At 65.2% G+C, this 14,531-nt stretch carries 17 protein-coding genes; 6 read left to right on the top strand and 11 right to left on the bottom strand.

Annotated features, from left to right (window positions below; all coding sequences use genetic code 11):
• Positions 1–82 precede the first annotated feature (82 nt).
• From ACW176_RS02730 to traA, 6 genes are all read right to left on the bottom strand, one after another.
• Positions 83–757 carry a competence protein CoiA family protein gene (locus ACW176_RS02730; protein ID WP_492110800.1) on the bottom strand — a complete coding sequence of 225 codons (675 nt, stop codon included), beginning with the start codon at positions 755–757 and terminating at the stop codon, positions 83–85.
• Positions 758–969: 212 nt separating this feature from the next.
• Entirely contained in the window at positions 970–1,788 is an 819-nt protein-coding gene (locus ACW176_RS02725) for a restriction endonuclease (protein ID WP_492110799.1), read from the bottom strand.
• Entirely contained in the window at positions 1,781–2,569 is a 789-nt protein-coding gene (locus ACW176_RS02720) for a hypothetical protein (protein WP_492110798.1), read from the bottom strand. Before ACW176_RS02720 ends, ACW176_RS02725 begins: the two co-directional genes overlap by 8 nt.
• The gene (locus tag ACW176_RS02715) at positions 2,566–3,102 is read right to left on the bottom strand and encodes a hypothetical protein (RefSeq protein ID WP_492110797.1); all 537 of its coding nucleotides are present in this window, start codon (positions 3,100–3,102) and stop codon (positions 2,566–2,568) included. The genes ACW176_RS02720 and ACW176_RS02715 overlap by 4 nt, the downstream gene beginning before the upstream one ends.
• A gap of 93 nt (positions 3,103–3,195) precedes the next feature.
• Positions 3,196–3,897: a DUF6118 family protein gene (locus ACW176_RS02710; RefSeq protein ID WP_492110796.1), complete on the bottom strand. Its 702-nt coding sequence runs from the start codon at positions 3,895–3,897 to the stop codon at positions 3,196–3,198.
• Between the two features lie 9 nt (positions 3,898–3,906).
• Entirely contained in the window at positions 3,907–6,780 is a 2,874-nt protein-coding gene (gene traA / locus ACW176_RS02705) for a Ti-type conjugative transfer relaxase TraA (protein ID WP_492110795.1), read from the bottom strand.
• Between the two features lie 171 nt (positions 6,781–6,951).
• Between traA and ACW176_RS02700 the strand changes: the two genes are divergently transcribed.
• Both ACW176_RS02700 and ACW176_RS02695 read left to right on the top strand, forming a co-directional pair.
• Complete coding sequence (locus tag ACW176_RS02700) at positions 6,952–7,218, top strand: conjugal transfer protein TraD (protein ID WP_492110794.1); 267 nt, start codon at positions 6,952–6,954, stop codon at positions 7,216–7,218.
• On the top strand, positions 7,196–7,510 hold the full coding sequence (locus tag ACW176_RS02695) for a conjugal transfer protein TraD (protein ID WP_492110793.1): 315 nt from the start codon (positions 7,196–7,198) through the stop codon (positions 7,508–7,510). Before ACW176_RS02700 ends, ACW176_RS02695 begins: the two co-directional genes overlap by 23 nt.
• A 20-nt stretch (positions 7,511–7,530) precedes the next feature.
• Here ACW176_RS02695 and ACW176_RS02690 read toward each other — a convergent pair whose 3' ends face one another.
• A complete protein-coding gene (locus tag ACW176_RS02690; RefSeq protein ID WP_492110792.1) occupies positions 7,531–7,962 on the bottom strand; it encodes a helix-turn-helix domain-containing protein in 432 nt (143 codons plus the stop codon).
• Positions 7,963–8,120: 158 nt separating this feature from the next.
• On the opposite strand from ACW176_RS02690, the gene ACW176_RS02685 reads away from it, so the two are divergent.
• Positions 8,121–8,369: a DUF7662 domain-containing protein gene (locus ACW176_RS02685; protein ID WP_492110791.1), complete on the top strand. Its 249-nt coding sequence runs from the start codon at positions 8,121–8,123 to the stop codon at positions 8,367–8,369.
• A 290-nt stretch (positions 8,370–8,659) separates the two neighbouring features.
• Here the strand turns inward: ACW176_RS02685 and ACW176_RS02680 are convergent, their stop codons facing one another.
• The 4 genes from ACW176_RS02680 to ACW176_RS02665 are packed head-to-tail and all read right to left on the bottom strand — an operon-like array spanning position 8,660 to position 10,443.
• Entirely contained in the window at positions 8,660–9,154 is a 495-nt protein-coding gene (locus ACW176_RS02680) for a hypothetical protein (protein ID WP_492110790.1), read from the bottom strand.
• The gene (locus tag ACW176_RS02675; RefSeq protein WP_492110789.1) at positions 9,147–9,491 is read right to left on the bottom strand and encodes a sigma factor-like helix-turn-helix DNA-binding protein; all 345 of its coding nucleotides are present in this window, start codon (positions 9,489–9,491) and stop codon (positions 9,147–9,149) included. Before ACW176_RS02675 ends, ACW176_RS02680 begins: the two co-directional genes overlap by 8 nt.
• Positions 9,488–9,949: a hypothetical protein gene (locus ACW176_RS02670; protein ID WP_492110788.1), complete on the bottom strand. Its 462-nt coding sequence runs from the start codon at positions 9,947–9,949 to the stop codon at positions 9,488–9,490. Before ACW176_RS02670 ends, ACW176_RS02675 begins: the two co-directional genes overlap by 4 nt.
• Entirely contained in the window at positions 9,946–10,443 is a 498-nt protein-coding gene (locus ACW176_RS02665; protein ID WP_492110787.1) for a hypothetical protein, read from the bottom strand. Before ACW176_RS02665 ends, ACW176_RS02670 begins: the two co-directional genes overlap by 4 nt.
• A 548-nt stretch (positions 10,444–10,991) precedes the next feature.
• On the opposite strand from ACW176_RS02665, the gene ACW176_RS02660 reads away from it, so the two are divergent.
• The 3 genes from ACW176_RS02660 to ACW176_RS02650 all read left to right on the top strand — a co-directional run bounded on the left by ACW176_RS02660 (position 10,992) and on the right by ACW176_RS02650 (position 14,512).
• Positions 10,992–11,192: a helix-turn-helix transcriptional regulator gene (locus ACW176_RS02660; RefSeq protein ID WP_492110786.1), complete on the top strand. Its 201-nt coding sequence runs from the start codon at positions 10,992–10,994 to the stop codon at positions 11,190–11,192.
• 252 nt (positions 11,193–11,444) lie between these two features.
• On the top strand, positions 11,445–12,863 hold the full coding sequence (locus ACW176_RS02655; RefSeq protein ID WP_492110785.1) for a hypothetical protein: 1,419 nt from the start codon (positions 11,445–11,447) through the stop codon (positions 12,861–12,863).
• A 14-nt stretch (positions 12,864–12,877) separates the two neighbouring features.
• The gene (locus ACW176_RS02650; RefSeq protein ID WP_492110784.1) at positions 12,878–14,512 is read left to right on the top strand and encodes a rod shape-determining protein; all 1,635 of its coding nucleotides are present in this window, start codon (positions 12,878–12,880) and stop codon (positions 14,510–14,512) included.
• The last annotated feature ends 19 nt before the right edge of the window (positions 14,513–14,531 follow it).

Here is a 14,531-nt window from a genome sequence, read left to right as displayed (position 1 = left end):
GCACGTCATCCGAGTAATGGTGAAGCTCTCTTGTGGTTTTGCACTGACGCGAAACCACCCTTTGTTGGCTCCGTCATTAGCGTCATACGAGGCCCTGAACCGACTGGATGAACTGAACTCGGGACACTCTGCAAAGTGCGAACTCACCCTTCCGTAGCGGCGCGCCGCCGTTAATCCGTCGCGCTAGCTCGTCGCCGGCGAGGAAGAAGATACGGCCCTGGTAGTCGAAGAACACATGCGCCCTCGTGCGCTTCCATTTTTCGATGAACTGCTTGCTGCGGCCCATCCAACGCATGATGAAAAACGTGTGGCTGTCGACTTGGCGAGGTCGACTGCCGAAATCGAGCGAGAAGCCGAAGCTGTAACCGGTGAAAGCGGCCTCGCTGTGGATGTGAACCAGCCAAAACATGCGGTGCCAGCGGGTATAGAAGACCTCCCGTGCCCCGCGCTCTTCCTCGGATATCGAGGAGTGCTGCAACTCCAATACCGTCGAGTTCGATGTCCCCAGGCCACACAGGACGTCGGCCCGATGGCGCTCGCCCGTCGTGTCGTCGACCAGGCCGACCTCTCGGCAAATCAGATCGAACTGTTCCTTCCAGCCCAGATGCCAAGGCCCCTCCGGCTCGCTCCAGGGATCGCAGTCGCCGGCTTTGTGACGCCAATGAGGGACATTCTCGACGGGAATGACCGACGTAAGCAGCCCTGCGCAGTCGGGGCAGGTCGTGCGCTCACCCTTCGTCAGGGGAGGACGTTTCACGCCGTCGATCCATGCATACAACATTCAGGCAGGCTTCAACGGTTTGAAACAATAGCGGCACCATAAGTGAAACCCGGAGCGCGTATATCCATTCATAATTATACAGTTAAAACAGATACATACGTGAAGCGCATAATTGACATTCTCGAAAATGAGGTGCGCGCCTCCGATTGGAGGCTCCGGGTTATTGGACCAATCACACCGTTACGACGTCACACGGTCCCATCGAACAAAAACTCAACTAAGTCAGTCTCAGGACGCCACAAACTCTCGGCACCGCGCGCATATCGCTGGCACAGTGCGATGATCTTGCGGCCGTCCCCGAGAGCGACCTTTTGCGGGGTAACCTCTAGCCTCTCCGCGAGCACCGCCGGTCGAAATCCCGACGACGATAGGAAGAGCCCTCGCAAGGCAGACTGTGAAACGACGACCTCGGCGAACTGGCTGATCAGACTCGCGCCAACTAGCGCTGGTGCGGACCAGTGTTTCACCTCGATAAGATATCGCTCGCCAACGGCCTCGACCTCAATGTCGAAGCCGCCGTCCTTGCTCGATCGCGTCAGAGTGGTCTGAAATCCCAGACCCTCGCAGACTTCGGCAAGGACACGTTCGAGATCCCGCCACTCCATTTCCGCTAGCGAGCCTGGCGATTGTGCTAGTGCGAGCGCCAACACCCGAGAAAACGCCCGGACGGCGCCTGCCAAAGGCGATACAGATTCATCTTCTGGCGGCGGTGGTTCGTCTACGGCCACTTCCGTCAAATAGCGCTTTAGATGCGGCCGCCGCCCTGGCTGAATGACTAGACGGCCCTCGGTCACCAGCTGCGCCATACGCGGCTGGGCGAAGCGCCAACTGCGGCCCTCGCGCGGAAGATGCCCCTCCAACTCGTAGGTGAGTGGTGGCCTGATCCCTGGGATCGTCAGGTCGGAAGCCAGCCAGGGGCCGCGTGGATCGTCATCTGGATTGCGATAGCGGGTTGTATCGACAGGACGTCGCGGTTGTCGGCTGCTGATTTCGTGCTGCTCAGACATTCTTGGCTGACCAGTTTACAACCGACCAGACCAGGTCATCGACAGTGCTACTTCCAACGGTGATGTTCTGATGGGGCTCGATCCGGTGGTAATCGCCAAGTGGCGCAGTCCCACTTGTGAACCCTGTTCGTCGCGCGATAATGTTTTTAGTACGCCGGTTCTCCTGCCAGTAGGTCACGATCGCCCGATGCTTGGGTTCGTTGGGGCTTCCGGGATGCAGCACTCGGGCCTGTGGAAAGTGCATGTGACGATGGTGTGCATGGAGCAGCGTCACATCGTAGAGCCGCGCGATGAAGGCTCGCATTTCATCGAGGCCGCCGGCGGTGCCGACATCTTTGCATTCAATCGCGACGCGCGGGCGCCCGACAGGGATCCCGCCGGTCGCGCGGATCGCAGTCCCGACGCTTCCTGGGACTATCGATATGTCGATCTCATGCGTCGCCGAGCTGCGGCCCGCGAATTGAATTCCGTTCCATATTTCCCATTTTTGGCGGCGGCCTCTTCGGAACCCGATGACGCTAGCATTGCCGGGACCGGCTGAGGCTGCGGCGACGCCGGTTGGGCCGCCGCCACGTTGAATAAAGCGGCGATCCGCATCTCCGGGCTGGATGACTGTGCCGTCTGAGCGCTGCAGCCAGACGCTGAGCCCGGCATCGCGAAAGCCCCGAGCGAGGCTGGTCATCACGAACAGCTCGAAGATGCGCCCAGCGCCTGAAGCGTTATCCAGTGTTGCGACGTTGCCGACGATTGTATCGAGGGCGGATTGGACGTTGGGGATCATGACAGCTTCGCCTGGTCGCGTGATTGCGCGACCCAATCGCTGAGAGCGGCGCGCAGCGCTGGTAGGCTCTCGCGCCCCTCGCCGACGCCGTCGCGGTCGCTCTTTCGGTCGCCACTCGCATCTAACAGCACCGAGACCATCTGGCGCCTGGGCGCATCTGCGGCCTGTGCTGCCGTTCCAATCCTATCCGATCGTTCAGTCGTACCCTCAACCACGAAGTCGAGCGTTTCGATCGACGTTTGAAGCTGGTCAAGCGCTTCGTCGAGCCGTTTCTCGATATAGGAGGCGGCCCATTCAATCTGCTCTTCTGGCGGGATCGCTTTTGCCTTCGCATCAATAGCCTGTGGCTCGCCGCGGGCCTTGGGCTGAGCGTCGCCCCGGATTGATTTGCGCGCCAAGGCGAGCGCCTCTTCAGACTCCTCCGCTGGCTGGCCAGTCTGGACGCTTTCAATCAATTCAAATGCCAGCCAATCGAGCCGCGCGGCCGACAATGTCTCGACGAGCTCGAGCAGCCTGGGATTAAGTACTGCCACAGGTGAACACCCTCCACTCGCCAGGTTTGCTCTTTCCGGTGAAACCGTACGGGCCCTGCCCCTAGGGTGCAATCAATGGCGAGTGCATGCGCATCATGACGCGTTCAGAGAGTCCACGGTGATCAGGCAGCGCTTTGCGCCCTTGGCTTTCTGAGCCGCCGTTACACACCGAGCCAGCACATCGCGGTTTTCCTCGACGATCCGCCGCGCGGCTTGCATCTCCCGCCAACGCTGCGGGTCAGCGACAGCCAGCAGTCGCTCACCGGCTGACCACATATCGCGGTTCAGCACGCGCGCCGCCCTCCTCTCAGGCCAAGCCCACTGTTCTGGAGCCGCCTGTGCAACGATGGCCGGAAAGCTCGCGGCCAGGATCGCGCCAACGACCACGCCGGCCAACGCCGCTTGCCACAAACGCCAGTTCTGCGCGCTGGCCAATCGCGCGGTATCGACCCAGCCGCGAAGATCGCCAGCCGCCCGTTGAAGCATCTCCTGGGCCTGATGCAACGTCGCGCGGTCCTGCCGCCGGGCCTCATCACCGGCCGCTGTGATTTGCTGCGCTATCTCAGCGGCCGTAGCCGCCAAAGCCGGACTCGTCGCCAGCTTTCCTATCCGCCCCACCGCGACCCTCACGCCTTGAGCGATCTCCCCTAGCGTCTCGCTGTAGTCTGGAACCGACGCGCGTTCGGCAGCCAGCCCTGCCAGAGCGACGTTCAGCAAGGCCACCTCCCGCCGCAGCGCCTCGAACGCCGCCGCCGCCGGATCTGCCGGCGCCTCTGATCCCATGTCCTGACTCATCCCATCCTCCTACAAACCAAGCCCCCGGCCGCGACCGATGCCGAGGTAGTCAGAAAGCCCCTGGCCCACGCTCCGCCCAATCTCGGCGGGCAGCCCAAGCTCGGCCCGCCGACCGCGCAGCAGCGACTCCACCTGCGGGTCCCGCTCCAGGCTCTTGGCCATTGCGCCCATGCGGTCCTTGACCTGGCCTGCGCCTGTCATGTCGCCCGCGCGATGCAGCGCTGAGCGCTGGCGCTCCAGACCCTGCCAGCGCTCGACGAAGCGATCGGCGCGCAGACGGGGATCGGCCCTGACCTCGGCTTCAAGCTGGAGAACGCGGATCGCTCGCTGCGTGCGGCCCAAAGCGGCCTCGCCGGCCAAGCCTGGATCGCGGACATAGGCCCGCTCCAGATCCTTGGCGGCGTGCGGACCGATCTTGCCCAGCGTCTCGCGCGCTTCCTCCAGCGCCCGGCGCTGATGGGCGAGCACCGGCAAGCCGCGGTCGTTCATGCGCATGACGTCGGCCGCGGCGCGCGCATGGCGCTCGATCGCCCGGCGCTGAACAACCTGATCCTCATCGCGCGCCGGCGCTGCCGACTGATGCGCGGGACTGGCCGGCCGGAACCCGTCGAACATTCCACGTTCGCGCTGCGGCGGCTCCTTGGGCCGCATCGACGCCGGCACATGAATGTCGCGTCGCCCAGCGAAGTCGCTGGCCATGTCCTTGGCCCGCTCGCGCGACAATACGCGGGTCAGCTTGCCGAGATCCTCGAACTCGTCGCGGCCGCAATGGAGCTGCACGCTGTCGCGGTGCCGCGACAGGGCGACATAGGCGCTGTGTCGATCCAGGCCCGTCGTCGCCAGCACATGGGTTCGATCCACGGTGACGCCCTGACTCTTATGGATGGTGGCGGCGTAGCCATGATCGACCTGGGCGTAGTCCTTAAGGTCGAAGGTGACCGAGCGCCCCGCGTCGGGACGCCCGGCGTCGAGCCGCACGGTCATCTGGGTGGGCGAGACCTGCTCGATCTCGCCGAGCATGCCGTTCTTCACACCAAGCCCGCGATCGTTCTTCAGGAACATCAGCCGATCGCCGGCCGCGAACTGACGCTCGCCGCGCTCGGCCTTGACCGTCACATCCTCGCCCAAGGCGCCGGTCTGACGCAGCCGATCACGAACCGTCAGATTGAGATCGCGCACTTCGTCATTGGTGTGTGTGAGGATGATCCGGCTCTTGCCCGGCTCGGCGATCCGATCGCGATCCCACCGCTCGACCAAATCCTCGCGCGCCTGGTCGCGCGTCTCAGCGGCGTGGACCATGCCGCGCGCCTCGTAAGACGCCAACGCCTCGCCCGTGCGGCCTGTGGCCAACTGCCGGGTAGCGTCGCGCTGCCAGTCTTCATGCTGACGGCGAACCAGGGTGATCTCGACGTGGGAATGACGCTCGGCGATCGACCGGAACGCCGCACCCGCCTCGATGGCCTGAAGCTGCTCGGGATCGCCGACCAGCACCACCTTGGCCCCGGCCTTCTCGGCGGCCGACAACAGTCGCTCCATCTGCCGCGAGCCGATCATTCCGGCCTCGTCGATCACCAGAACGTCGCGGGCGTCGAGCAGCTCGCGGCCCTGGCTCCACTGATGCTCCAGGCTGGCGATGGTGCGAGAGGCGATGCCCGATCCGCCCTCCAGGTTCTCGGCGGCGATGCCCGACAAGGCCAGGCCCTGGACGCGATAGCCGGCGTCCTCCCAAGCCTCCCGCGCCACGCCCAGCAGCGCCGACTTGCCGGTGCCCGCATAGCCGATCACCACGCCGAGATCCCGCGTCGCCGTGACGTGCTCGAACGCCGTCTTCTGCTCACCTGAGAGGACGAGGCCGCGCTGTTCGGCGCGCGCCAGGGCGCGGCGTTGATCCATCTCACTGGCCCGATGCGCCCGGCGCTCGGCCATCATGGCGGAGGCGCGATGCAAGCGGTCTTCGACCGCGATCATCTCGCGGCTGGTAAAGCGGTCTTGGCCGCGTCCATCCTGGCCCAAGGCGACAAGTTCGGGCGAGGCCTGAACCGCGCCCATGGCCCGATCGAACTGCTCCTTCCCATCCGAATGACGGTGCATAAACATCGCCAGATCGCGACGGGTGAAGGTCGCCTGTTGCTTGGTGATGGCGTCCAAGGCGATGCGGGGATCGGCGATGATGCGCTCGCCGTTGGCCCGCGCGATTTCGTGGTGTTCGTCGAGCCGTTCGGCCTCCAGGCCCTCGTCGGCCCGACGCCCGGCGGCGGGGCCTATCTTGTGCTGCGGCTCCAGCTCGATGCCCTGGGCGTCCAAGCTGCGGTGATCGATCCGCGCGTCGATGTCGAGCTGCGCTAGGCGTTCATTGACGTGGTCAGCCCAGGCCTCGCGCCAATGCTCGACCAGTTCGGTGCGGTTCCAGTCGCGGACCTTGGCGCCGAACCCGCCTTCGCCCACTTCGCGCATCGACAGCATGACGTGGGCGTGGGGCTTGGCCAGGCCATCAGGACCGACATCCCAATGCACATTGAGATCGGCGACCATGCCGCGATCGACCATCTCGCGCTGCACGAAGTCGCGGGCCAACGCGATGCCCTGCGCCTGGTCCATCTCGCGGGGAATGGCGAACTCGACCTCGCGGGAGAGCTGGGCGTCCTTGCGCTTTTCGCCGGCCTCGACCGCATTCCACACCGTGGCGCGGTCGCCCAGGTGTTCGGGTGCGCCGTCCGGCAGCATGATCTCGGAATGAACGACACCGCTCTTGTTGGTGAAGTCGTGATCGCGATCCAAGCGCTCATCGTGCAGCCGTGAGGCGGAGCGATAGGCGGCCGAGGCCACGGCGCTGGCCCCAGTGGCGCGGCTGATGACTTTGACGGAAAAGTGGTAGATCGCCATGGCGACAGACCACTTACTATCCTGAGCGCACGTCGGCACGACGTATAAGCGCGCCCTCCAAGATTAAAATCTCGGGAGGGACCGGGCCGTCCCAGTGTGTTCCGACGACCTTACAGCCTTCCGAGCGCCGTTGTTTTATCCTCTGAGTATTCCACACTCATGGAGACTGCGATGCGCAAACCCCGGGACTTCGATGCCGAACTGAAGACGCTGGAGGATAAGGCCAGGACGCTGAAAGAGCGGAAGGTCAAGCAGCTCGGCGAACTGGTGAGCGCCACTGGGGCCGACGCGCTGGATGTCGAGACCTTGGCGGGCGGATTGCTGGGTCTGGTCGAGACGAAGGACGCGGCTCGTAAGGCGGAGTGGCGCAAACGCGGCGCGGGGTTCTTTCGCGGCGGGAAGACAGACCCTGCGCGTGGCGCTGGTGGCGACCAATGACGCGATCCGGCGAACCACGGCGGCGCGACACCGGCTTGAAGCGGGGCGCGCCAGGACGGACACGCGGGCCTGGGTGATGCAGCGCCGGGAGCGGACTCACCACCTGATCGAACTGGGCGGCCTGGTGCAAAAGGCCGGACTCGTCGAGCTGACCGGTGACGATCGCGCCGCGCTCTATGGCGCGTTCCTAACGCTGGCGATGATGGCTCGGGGCGAAGATCGCGAACACACGCTCGCTCTCTGGCGGCGCGGCGGGAAGCGGGCGTTTGAGAACGACAATACGCCTGACTGACCGCCGAGCCTCGTCAGTCCTTACGACGACTTTTGCTGACCCTCGTCGTCCGCCATGGCACGAACCAGGTCGAGGATCTGTCGGCGGACACGACCCTTTCCAATCTTCGGGAAGATCGCCGCCAGCTCCAGACCCTCGGGCGTATTCAGAAAGTCCGTGATGACCCGATTGGCGGCCTCGCCAACGTCGTCGCTCTCATCGGTAACAGGGTCGGCGAGCCCGTCGAAGAAGTACGACACCGGGACCTGAAGCGTCTTGGCGATCTCGTACAGCTTCGATGCGCTGACCCGATTGGCGCCGCGCTCGTACTTCTGGACTTGCTGGAAGGTCAGCCCCAGCGCGTCGGCCAAACGCTCCTGGCTGAGGGCGAGCATCTTGCGGCGCATGCGAACGCGCCCTCCGACGTGGAGGTCGACGAGATTGGGCGTGCGGGCTTCAGCAGCAGCGGTCACGAAAGTCTCCGTCGTATCGGCTCGTCGGCAGGGCCGCCGAGCCAGGAAAGTGCTTGCGGGCGCAAGAAGGCCTTGCGCGGTGGCATAACAAGGTCGTTCTCCAGTTACGTTAGCGCCCCTGGATTCGACGCATTCGGATCAATCAGCCATGCTGAGGGATGTCCAAGTACGACTCTCTATCAGGTCATTTGCGTCGCCAGGGTCAGGACGAACTCGAACTGAGCTTTGCGGAGATCGAGCGCATCCTCGGCGCCATGCTCCCCAAGAGCGCGGCCCTGCCTCAGTGGTGGTCGAATGTCACCGACCCAAACACGCCTCACGTCCAGCGCAGGGCTTGGCGCGACGCCGGCTATGACGCCTTTCTGCTGACTGGTAAGGACCGCGTGCGTTTCAAGCGGACCCGCTGAGGCGGCCGCTAGTCCAGGCCTGTCCGACCGGTTCCCGGACCTAAATCCGTAGCCAACCTTCGCTCGGAGACAAGACGCCCTGGATCGCTTGGTGGAACAAGGGCCGGACGGGCTGGCGCGCGTCAAGGGGACGCCCTTCGGGCGTCTCGCGGAGCGACGGCGAAGCCGCCCTTGACCCGCACCATCCCGTCCGGCAGAGGCTCTCCAAGCGCTCCAGGGCGAGCACCGACCGTTCCGGTCCTGGCTCCCGCCGGTTGGGGAGGACACGCTGGTTGCCGTGGGTGGCGCGGCTAGCGCTTGCAAACGGGCACCCCGCAATTGGGGCAGCGCGCGGTGCGCAGCTCCTCCATCGTCGCCTTGAAGAGGTCGTATCCGTCGCCCTGCTGATGGGCCATGACCTGTAGCGCCACTTCCAGCTTGGCGACGACGCCGTAGATGTCGCGCGCGCGGACCTTAGGCAGGGCTTCGAGCCATGCCTCGCGTTGGTCGAACAGCGGCTTCAACTGCTCGTCGATGGCGTCCATCTCTTCGGAGGGCAGCAATTCCCCACGCTCCTCTGGCGTCATGCGCTCCCATCGCTTCTGGCGCACAAGGATTGTCTCCAGGTCCGACCAGCGCAGACCCAGGCGATCGATCTCCGCGTCGAGCGCCAGCCACTCGGCGCAGCGGGCAACGGCTTGGTCCGGGACTGCTGCGCCGCCCGCGCCGGCAACGACCGGCGCGGCGCTGGCCGCGCCGATGACGACGCGCCGTGAAACGGCGAAGGGCTCCTTGTCGTCAGACATCGGGATGCTCCGCATTGGAAAGGTTGATGAGCTTAGGTCGGACGCGCTCGATCAGATCGACCGTGCGGGAAAGCTCGCAAAGCGCGTCGGCCAGGCGCGCTTGAACGTCGCCGACGGAAAGCCCCAAGTGGCGAGCGATCAGCGCGTAGTCGAGCGCCTCAATCTGATTGAGCAGGAAGACGTCCCGCGTCTCCCGCCGAAGGCGGAGCACGGCGTAGGACATGACTTGCTGGGCGTTGTGCGGATCGATGACACGGCCGCGCCAGAGATGAGGATGCCGCCACCGCCACCCTTGGCTGGCCACGAGCGGCCAAGGCATGCGGAAGCGCGTCATCATGCGACGCCCTCCTGGCCAGAAGTGTCGCGTCCAGCGGCTTCGACGACGGCGTCGATCAGGTCTCGAACCGTCGCGCAGGCCTGGGGCCAGCAGGCGGACGCAACCTCGTCTGGCGTCATCCGCGATATGCCGTTGACTTGGTAATAGGGGCCAAGCAGCGTAGCCAGTTCGCAAAGGCCGGAAGGGGCTTCGCTGAAGCCGGCGCGCCGCGCGAACTTCAGCGTCTTGGCCAAGTCGTGCCGGAGGTAGACGCGGTTCCAGTCGTCGCTGACGCCCCGGTGCAGGAGGTGCGCCTTCAGCGCCAGTTCGATCGCGATGGCCAGGAAGTAGCGGGTGTCCTCGGTATGTCGCGGCAGCGCCGCCTCGGCCGCTTTGTGGAAGCCGGCGGCGCTACATAGGAACGTCGCCGCCAGCGGGCGGTCGGCGCCGTCGCGTCGCCGGGCGACCCGGTGTGTCACTTGCCACCGGAGGAGAAGGCCGCGAGGTCGCGGACCGCGCGGGTGATTAGGCCGTGGGCTTCGGGATGGTCTTCTACGAAGATCAGGCGGGCCGCCACCGCCAGGTTGGCGGCGATCGCCTCGACGCTCTTTGCGGGCTTCGGCCGCATGGCCTTCAGGAGGGCGTGCCCCTCGACCTCCAGCACATCGAGCCTGGCGTCGATCTCGGCAAGCCTGGCGCCTTCGGGGATCGCAGCCTGCTGGTCGGGTGACAACTGGTACCAGTTGCGTTTGGTCATCAGCCAGCCTTCGAGCGTGCCCCATTCTAACTGGAGCCGTCGCTGTTCGGCGTCGATGGCCAGCCAATGATGGCAGATGGCTACAGACGGGTCAGTATCAGCTGCGACCGTGCCCCCAGCCACAAAGGGTGCTGCGGAGCCGACAGCGAGCACAGCGCGCCGTGATAGCTGCGGCGCGCGCACGTCCGCACTCTCCGCCTTGCGGCGCGAGTCCATGGCCTGAACCTTTCTGTTCACGTAAGAACAGTGTCGTACCACGTCACAACGCCCCGAAGCAACAGAAAATGTTCTCTTTGGAACAGTAAGTGTTCAATATGCTCCTCACTGCTTCGCAGATCAGGGCCGCACGCGCTCTTCTGGAATGGTCCCAGCCTCAGCTCGCTGAAGCTGCTGGTCTCTCCATGATGAGTATCCGACGTATGGAGGGGCCATCTGGACCCGGCCAACGATCCGCCAACAACGTGGAGGCAGTGCGAAAGGCCCTGGACGACGCTGGTGTAATCTTCATCCCGGCAGATGGCGCTGCGGGTCCTGGTGTGCGGCTGAAGAAGTAGCACGCAAGCGCCGCAGTGGGCCGCCGCCAACATCATCGGAGCGCGCTACCATCGTCGCCGGGCGCGGTGAGCCTACGCTAGAGGGCGCCCAGAGCCTGTCTTAGTACGCTTACGTACCCTGTGGCCCCGCGAGGCCTTGCGGCCTCCGGCTGCCGATCCAATTCTGGCTCATCGAATGCCTTGAGATCCCAGTCTGTGGAGCTTGCAACGATGGCCGACCTCGAACGCATAGTCCGCCTCAAGACCGTGCTTGCGCGCACGGGCCTGAGCCGATCGACCCTATATCGGAAGATCAGCGAAGGCTCGTTCCCCAAACAGGTCGCGATCAGCGCTCACGGGGCGGGGTGGCGGGAGTCGTCGATCAATCGCTGGATCTCTGACCCAGCTGGATATCGACACGAGGCCAGCTAGGCCTTCACCTTCCCGCAGCGCGGAATGACCCGACCAAGCCGTAGCTATAGCGAGGAAACATGGGGTCGAAGGACATCGACGGCTTCGGTTAGGCCCTCGGCTTCCATGTCCAGGAGCAAAACTTTGCGGTCTTCTCCGGTCGCTTGAAGCGCTCGTGCGTCGTGCGCACTAGGGCGCGCCGATCACACAGTCCTTGGCGGGTATGCGACTTGGAGGCTTGGCCTTATCGTCCCGACGAGGCATCTAGCTGTCATGGAAAAATCCGAGGACATCGATCGCGAGCTTGAGCGTTTCGCCCATGGTGAGACCGTTCGAGATCGATTGGCTGCCCTGCGCTTGCTGTTCACCTGGAACGTGCCCCAGGCGCGCGAACCTGATCCGCGGCTTCAGGCCGGGATCGAAAGCCTGCTGGGGGCCGCGGCCCAAGGGGACGAACAGCTGGACGCTGTGGCCGCGCTCGGTCGGATGGTTCGCGGCGTCAAGGCAATCTCGCCGCAACTGGTCAAAACGCTGGGTGCTGTTTTAGCCGAGCCCCTGCCGCCGGCCGGTGGATGGGCTGACGCCGACGAGCGCCTGTTCGTGGCCCGGGTGATCGATGCGGTTCGACCCGCTTGGGCCGAGCGATACAGCGCTCGCTTCCTGGCCGAGGATGACGGGGCGCCTAAGGCTCGGGACGCCTTCGCCGAGGTCCTGGTCCAGGAGACCGGTTCTATCCAGCGCGCGCTGGAGGCGATCTTGGAGGAAATCCGGCCGTCGGGCGAATTCGAACGTGACGCGCGGCAGCTTCGCTCAATCCTCAACAGCTTGCGCCTGACCATGTCGCTGAGCGTCGAGGTGGGACCACAGGCGGCCGCTCGGTTGGCCGAATTGGTGGCCAGGCTGGCGCACCGCGTCGACGCGACCAACAGCCGAAAGATAAGGATCGACACGGCGCGCGACGTCCTGGCGTTCTTGTCGCTGCTCCTGCGCGGCAGCCTCGCGGCAAGCTTCCAGTCGGAGTCCTACGACGCGGTGAAGCTGGTTCGGGCCTGGTTCGCGCCGGCGCGTTGGCCCGACGAGCTCAAGCCGCAGTTGGACCGGCTGCTTGACCGATTGTCCGAAGCCGTCGAGACCCTCGCCCTTAGGGGGACGCCCGACGACGGCCTGTTCAGAGTGCTCGAAGCGTCCGTGGGGCGCGAGGACGCATTGAGCGTCACGCGCCGCATCCTGCATGAGCGGCCCGGCGTTCCCGCCGACGTCCACGGCTGGTTGCGGTCGGGCCCGGGCGCAGCGCGGCCCGCGCCAGTTTCCGAAGACGCCGCCGAGGCGTCCCTGCGCAAGGCCGATCCAGCAATCGCCCGTAGCCTGGTTGCGGTGCGCGCCCTCGCGGCCGAACTGGCGGCCAACGCCGGCTACGTGGGAGGCGAGGACGCCCCGGACGGCGCGGGCAACGCCCGCCTGGGACGACTGGCCCATGACGTGATCCAATCGGTGCGACTGGTGGCGGCGACCCGCGGTCTAAGGCTGCTGGGCGCGGCCGGCGAAGTGGTCGAGTTCGATCCCAGCCTGCATCGCGTGGCCGTCTCGGGAGCCAGGACCGCGAAGGTTCGTATTGTACAGCCTGCGGTAATTCGCCAAATTGGCGAAGGCCCGGTCGCAGTCGTGCAATTGGCGATCACGGAGCCGGTCTAGTCGGGGAGACGAGCGTGGAAGCGGATCGGGCGGCGGAGTTGATCGAGAGCCTTTGCGACCGGCTCGAGCCGAGCGCGGACGGCCTGCGCTACAGCCTTCCCGGAACGGTTTCCCGCCGAGAATTTGAAGCCCTGCGCGCGGCGATCGGCCTTTTGCTGCGCGCCGGGGGCGATGCGCCGCCGGTGGAGCCTGCGGCTGCACCGATCACCCCGGTGGCGGTCACGCTCTCGGAGGCTTGGCGCGACCAAGAACCGGTCGAGGATCTGATCGCCTGTCTGGATTTTGGCACCGCCTACTCCAAGGCCGGCCTTGGCGACCTGATCGCGCACGACGGCTTCGTCGAACTACCCCTAGGCCGGATCGCCGGCGAGGCGGACATGATCTACCCGGTCTCCTCGTCGATCTTCTTTGAAGCCGGCAAGATCGTTTTCGGGCCGCAGGCGGTAAGCCGCAGCCTGCTGACCAACCGCCCCAGGCTCGACTCCATCAAGCGCTATATCAGCGAGATGGTCCAAAAGGTCGCCTATGCGCCCGTGCCTGTCGCCATCAACACCACCTCCCAGCCGTTCAGCCTGCGCGACGGGGTGCTGCTCTACCTGGCCTATCTGACCGACCTGCTGGGCCAGGCGCTCGAGGCTCAGGGCCGCTCGCGCTACACCCCGCGCCGCTACACCCTGCCGGGCCTGGAGGACGGCCAGGAGCAAAAGGGACCGGTGGTCGACGCCTTGATGAAGCGGCTCTTGGCCGAAGCCCAGGTGCTGGCCGACACCTTTCAGGGGCGTTGGAGCGAAGGCCTCCCGGTCGGCGAGGCTTACGCGGCCTGCCGCAAGATCGAAGAGCTCACCGACCTGCCGTCTGACATAGTCAGCGATGGCCTGGCCGAGGCCTTGGCCGCCAGCCAAAGCGCGATCGACCGCACCCGCAATCGGGCGCTGATGCTGGTCGTCGATGTCGGGGCCGGCACCTCGGATGTCGGCGCCTTCTTTGTCCAGCCTGGTCGGGACGGGAACGTCGTGGCTCCGATCGCCGGAACAATGAAGGTACTTCGCAAGGCCGGCGACAAGATCGACGAGGCCCTGATCGACCTGATCCTCGCCAAGGCCGGGGCGGCGCCGGGCACCCAGACCCACACCATCCTGCACAACGAGCTGCTCTTGAAGGTGCGCCAGATCAAGCTGGAACTCCTGACCATCGGCCAGTCCGGAACGCCCGTGCTGCTGGCGGACGACGGGTCGGTCGAGGTGACGGAGGCCGAGCTTGAAGCGCACGACAAGGTCAAGGCCTTCATCGCCGACCTGAAGAAGACCATGGCCGAGTCGCTGTCGCGATTGGGCCCTGAAGCCCTGCAACAGCTGGACGGACGATGTCGGGTGGTGTTGACCGGCGGCGGCTCGCGCCTGCCGGCGTTGCGCGCTGCCTGCAACGGTACGCTAATGGTTGACGGCGCGGGCTTGAGCCTGAGCGTCGTCGACGCGCGGCCCGAGTGGTTGGACGCGCGGCCCCAGGACTTCATCGACGTGTTCGACCAGATGGCCGTGGTCGCCGGAGGCTGCCTTGACCCGGACGAGCTGGCCAGGGTTGTCACGCCGCTTAAATCGTTCGGGATCGGTGCGCCCCGACGCGTGATCGAAGCGACCTACAAGTCATAGCTGCCCGTCACGATCGGAC

The organism is Caulobacter sp. FV1ye13L (assembly GCF_058681155.1).
This window is presented reverse-complemented; position numbering and strand designations above follow the sequence as displayed.

Excerpts from the sequence above, each read along its gene's own strand:
- ACW176_RS02710 (WP_492110796.1), bottom strand. The coding sequence starts at position 3,897 with ATGAGTCAGGACATGGGATCAGAGGCGCCGGCAGATCCGGCGGCGGCG.
- traA (WP_492110795.1), bottom strand. The coding sequence starts at position 6,780 with ATGGCGATCTACCACTTTTCCGTCAAAGTCATCAGCCGCGCCACTGGG.
- ACW176_RS02665 (WP_492110787.1), bottom strand. The coding sequence starts at position 10,443 with ATGGACTCGCGCCGCAAGGCGGAGAGTGCGGACGTGCGCGCGCCGCAG.
- ACW176_RS02720 (WP_492110798.1), bottom strand. The coding sequence starts at position 2,569 with ATGATCCCCAACGTCCAATCCGCCCTCGATACAATCGTCGGCAACGTC.
- ACW176_RS02725 (WP_492110799.1), bottom strand. The coding sequence starts at position 1,788 with ATGTCTGAGCAGCACGAAATCAGCAGCCGACAACCGCGACGTCCTGTC.
- ACW176_RS02655 (WP_492110785.1), top strand. The coding sequence starts at position 11,445 with ATGGAAAAATCCGAGGACATCGATCGCGAGCTTGAGCGTTTCGCCCAT.
- ACW176_RS02700 (WP_492110794.1), top strand. The coding sequence starts at position 6,952 with ATGCGCAAACCCCGGGACTTCGATGCCGAACTGAAGACGCTGGAGGAT.
- ACW176_RS02660 (WP_492110786.1), top strand. The coding sequence starts at position 10,992 with ATGGCCGACCTCGAACGCATAGTCCGCCTCAAGACCGTGCTTGCGCGC.
- ACW176_RS02680 (WP_492110790.1), bottom strand. The coding sequence starts at position 9,154 with ATGTCTGACGACAAGGAGCCCTTCGCCGTTTCACGGCGCGTCGTCATC.
- ACW176_RS02675 (WP_492110789.1), bottom strand. The coding sequence starts at position 9,491 with ATGATGACGCGCTTCCGCATGCCTTGGCCGCTCGTGGCCAGCCAAGGG.
- ACW176_RS02685 (WP_492110791.1), top strand. The coding sequence starts at position 8,121 with ATGTCCAAGTACGACTCTCTATCAGGTCATTTGCGTCGCCAGGGTCAG.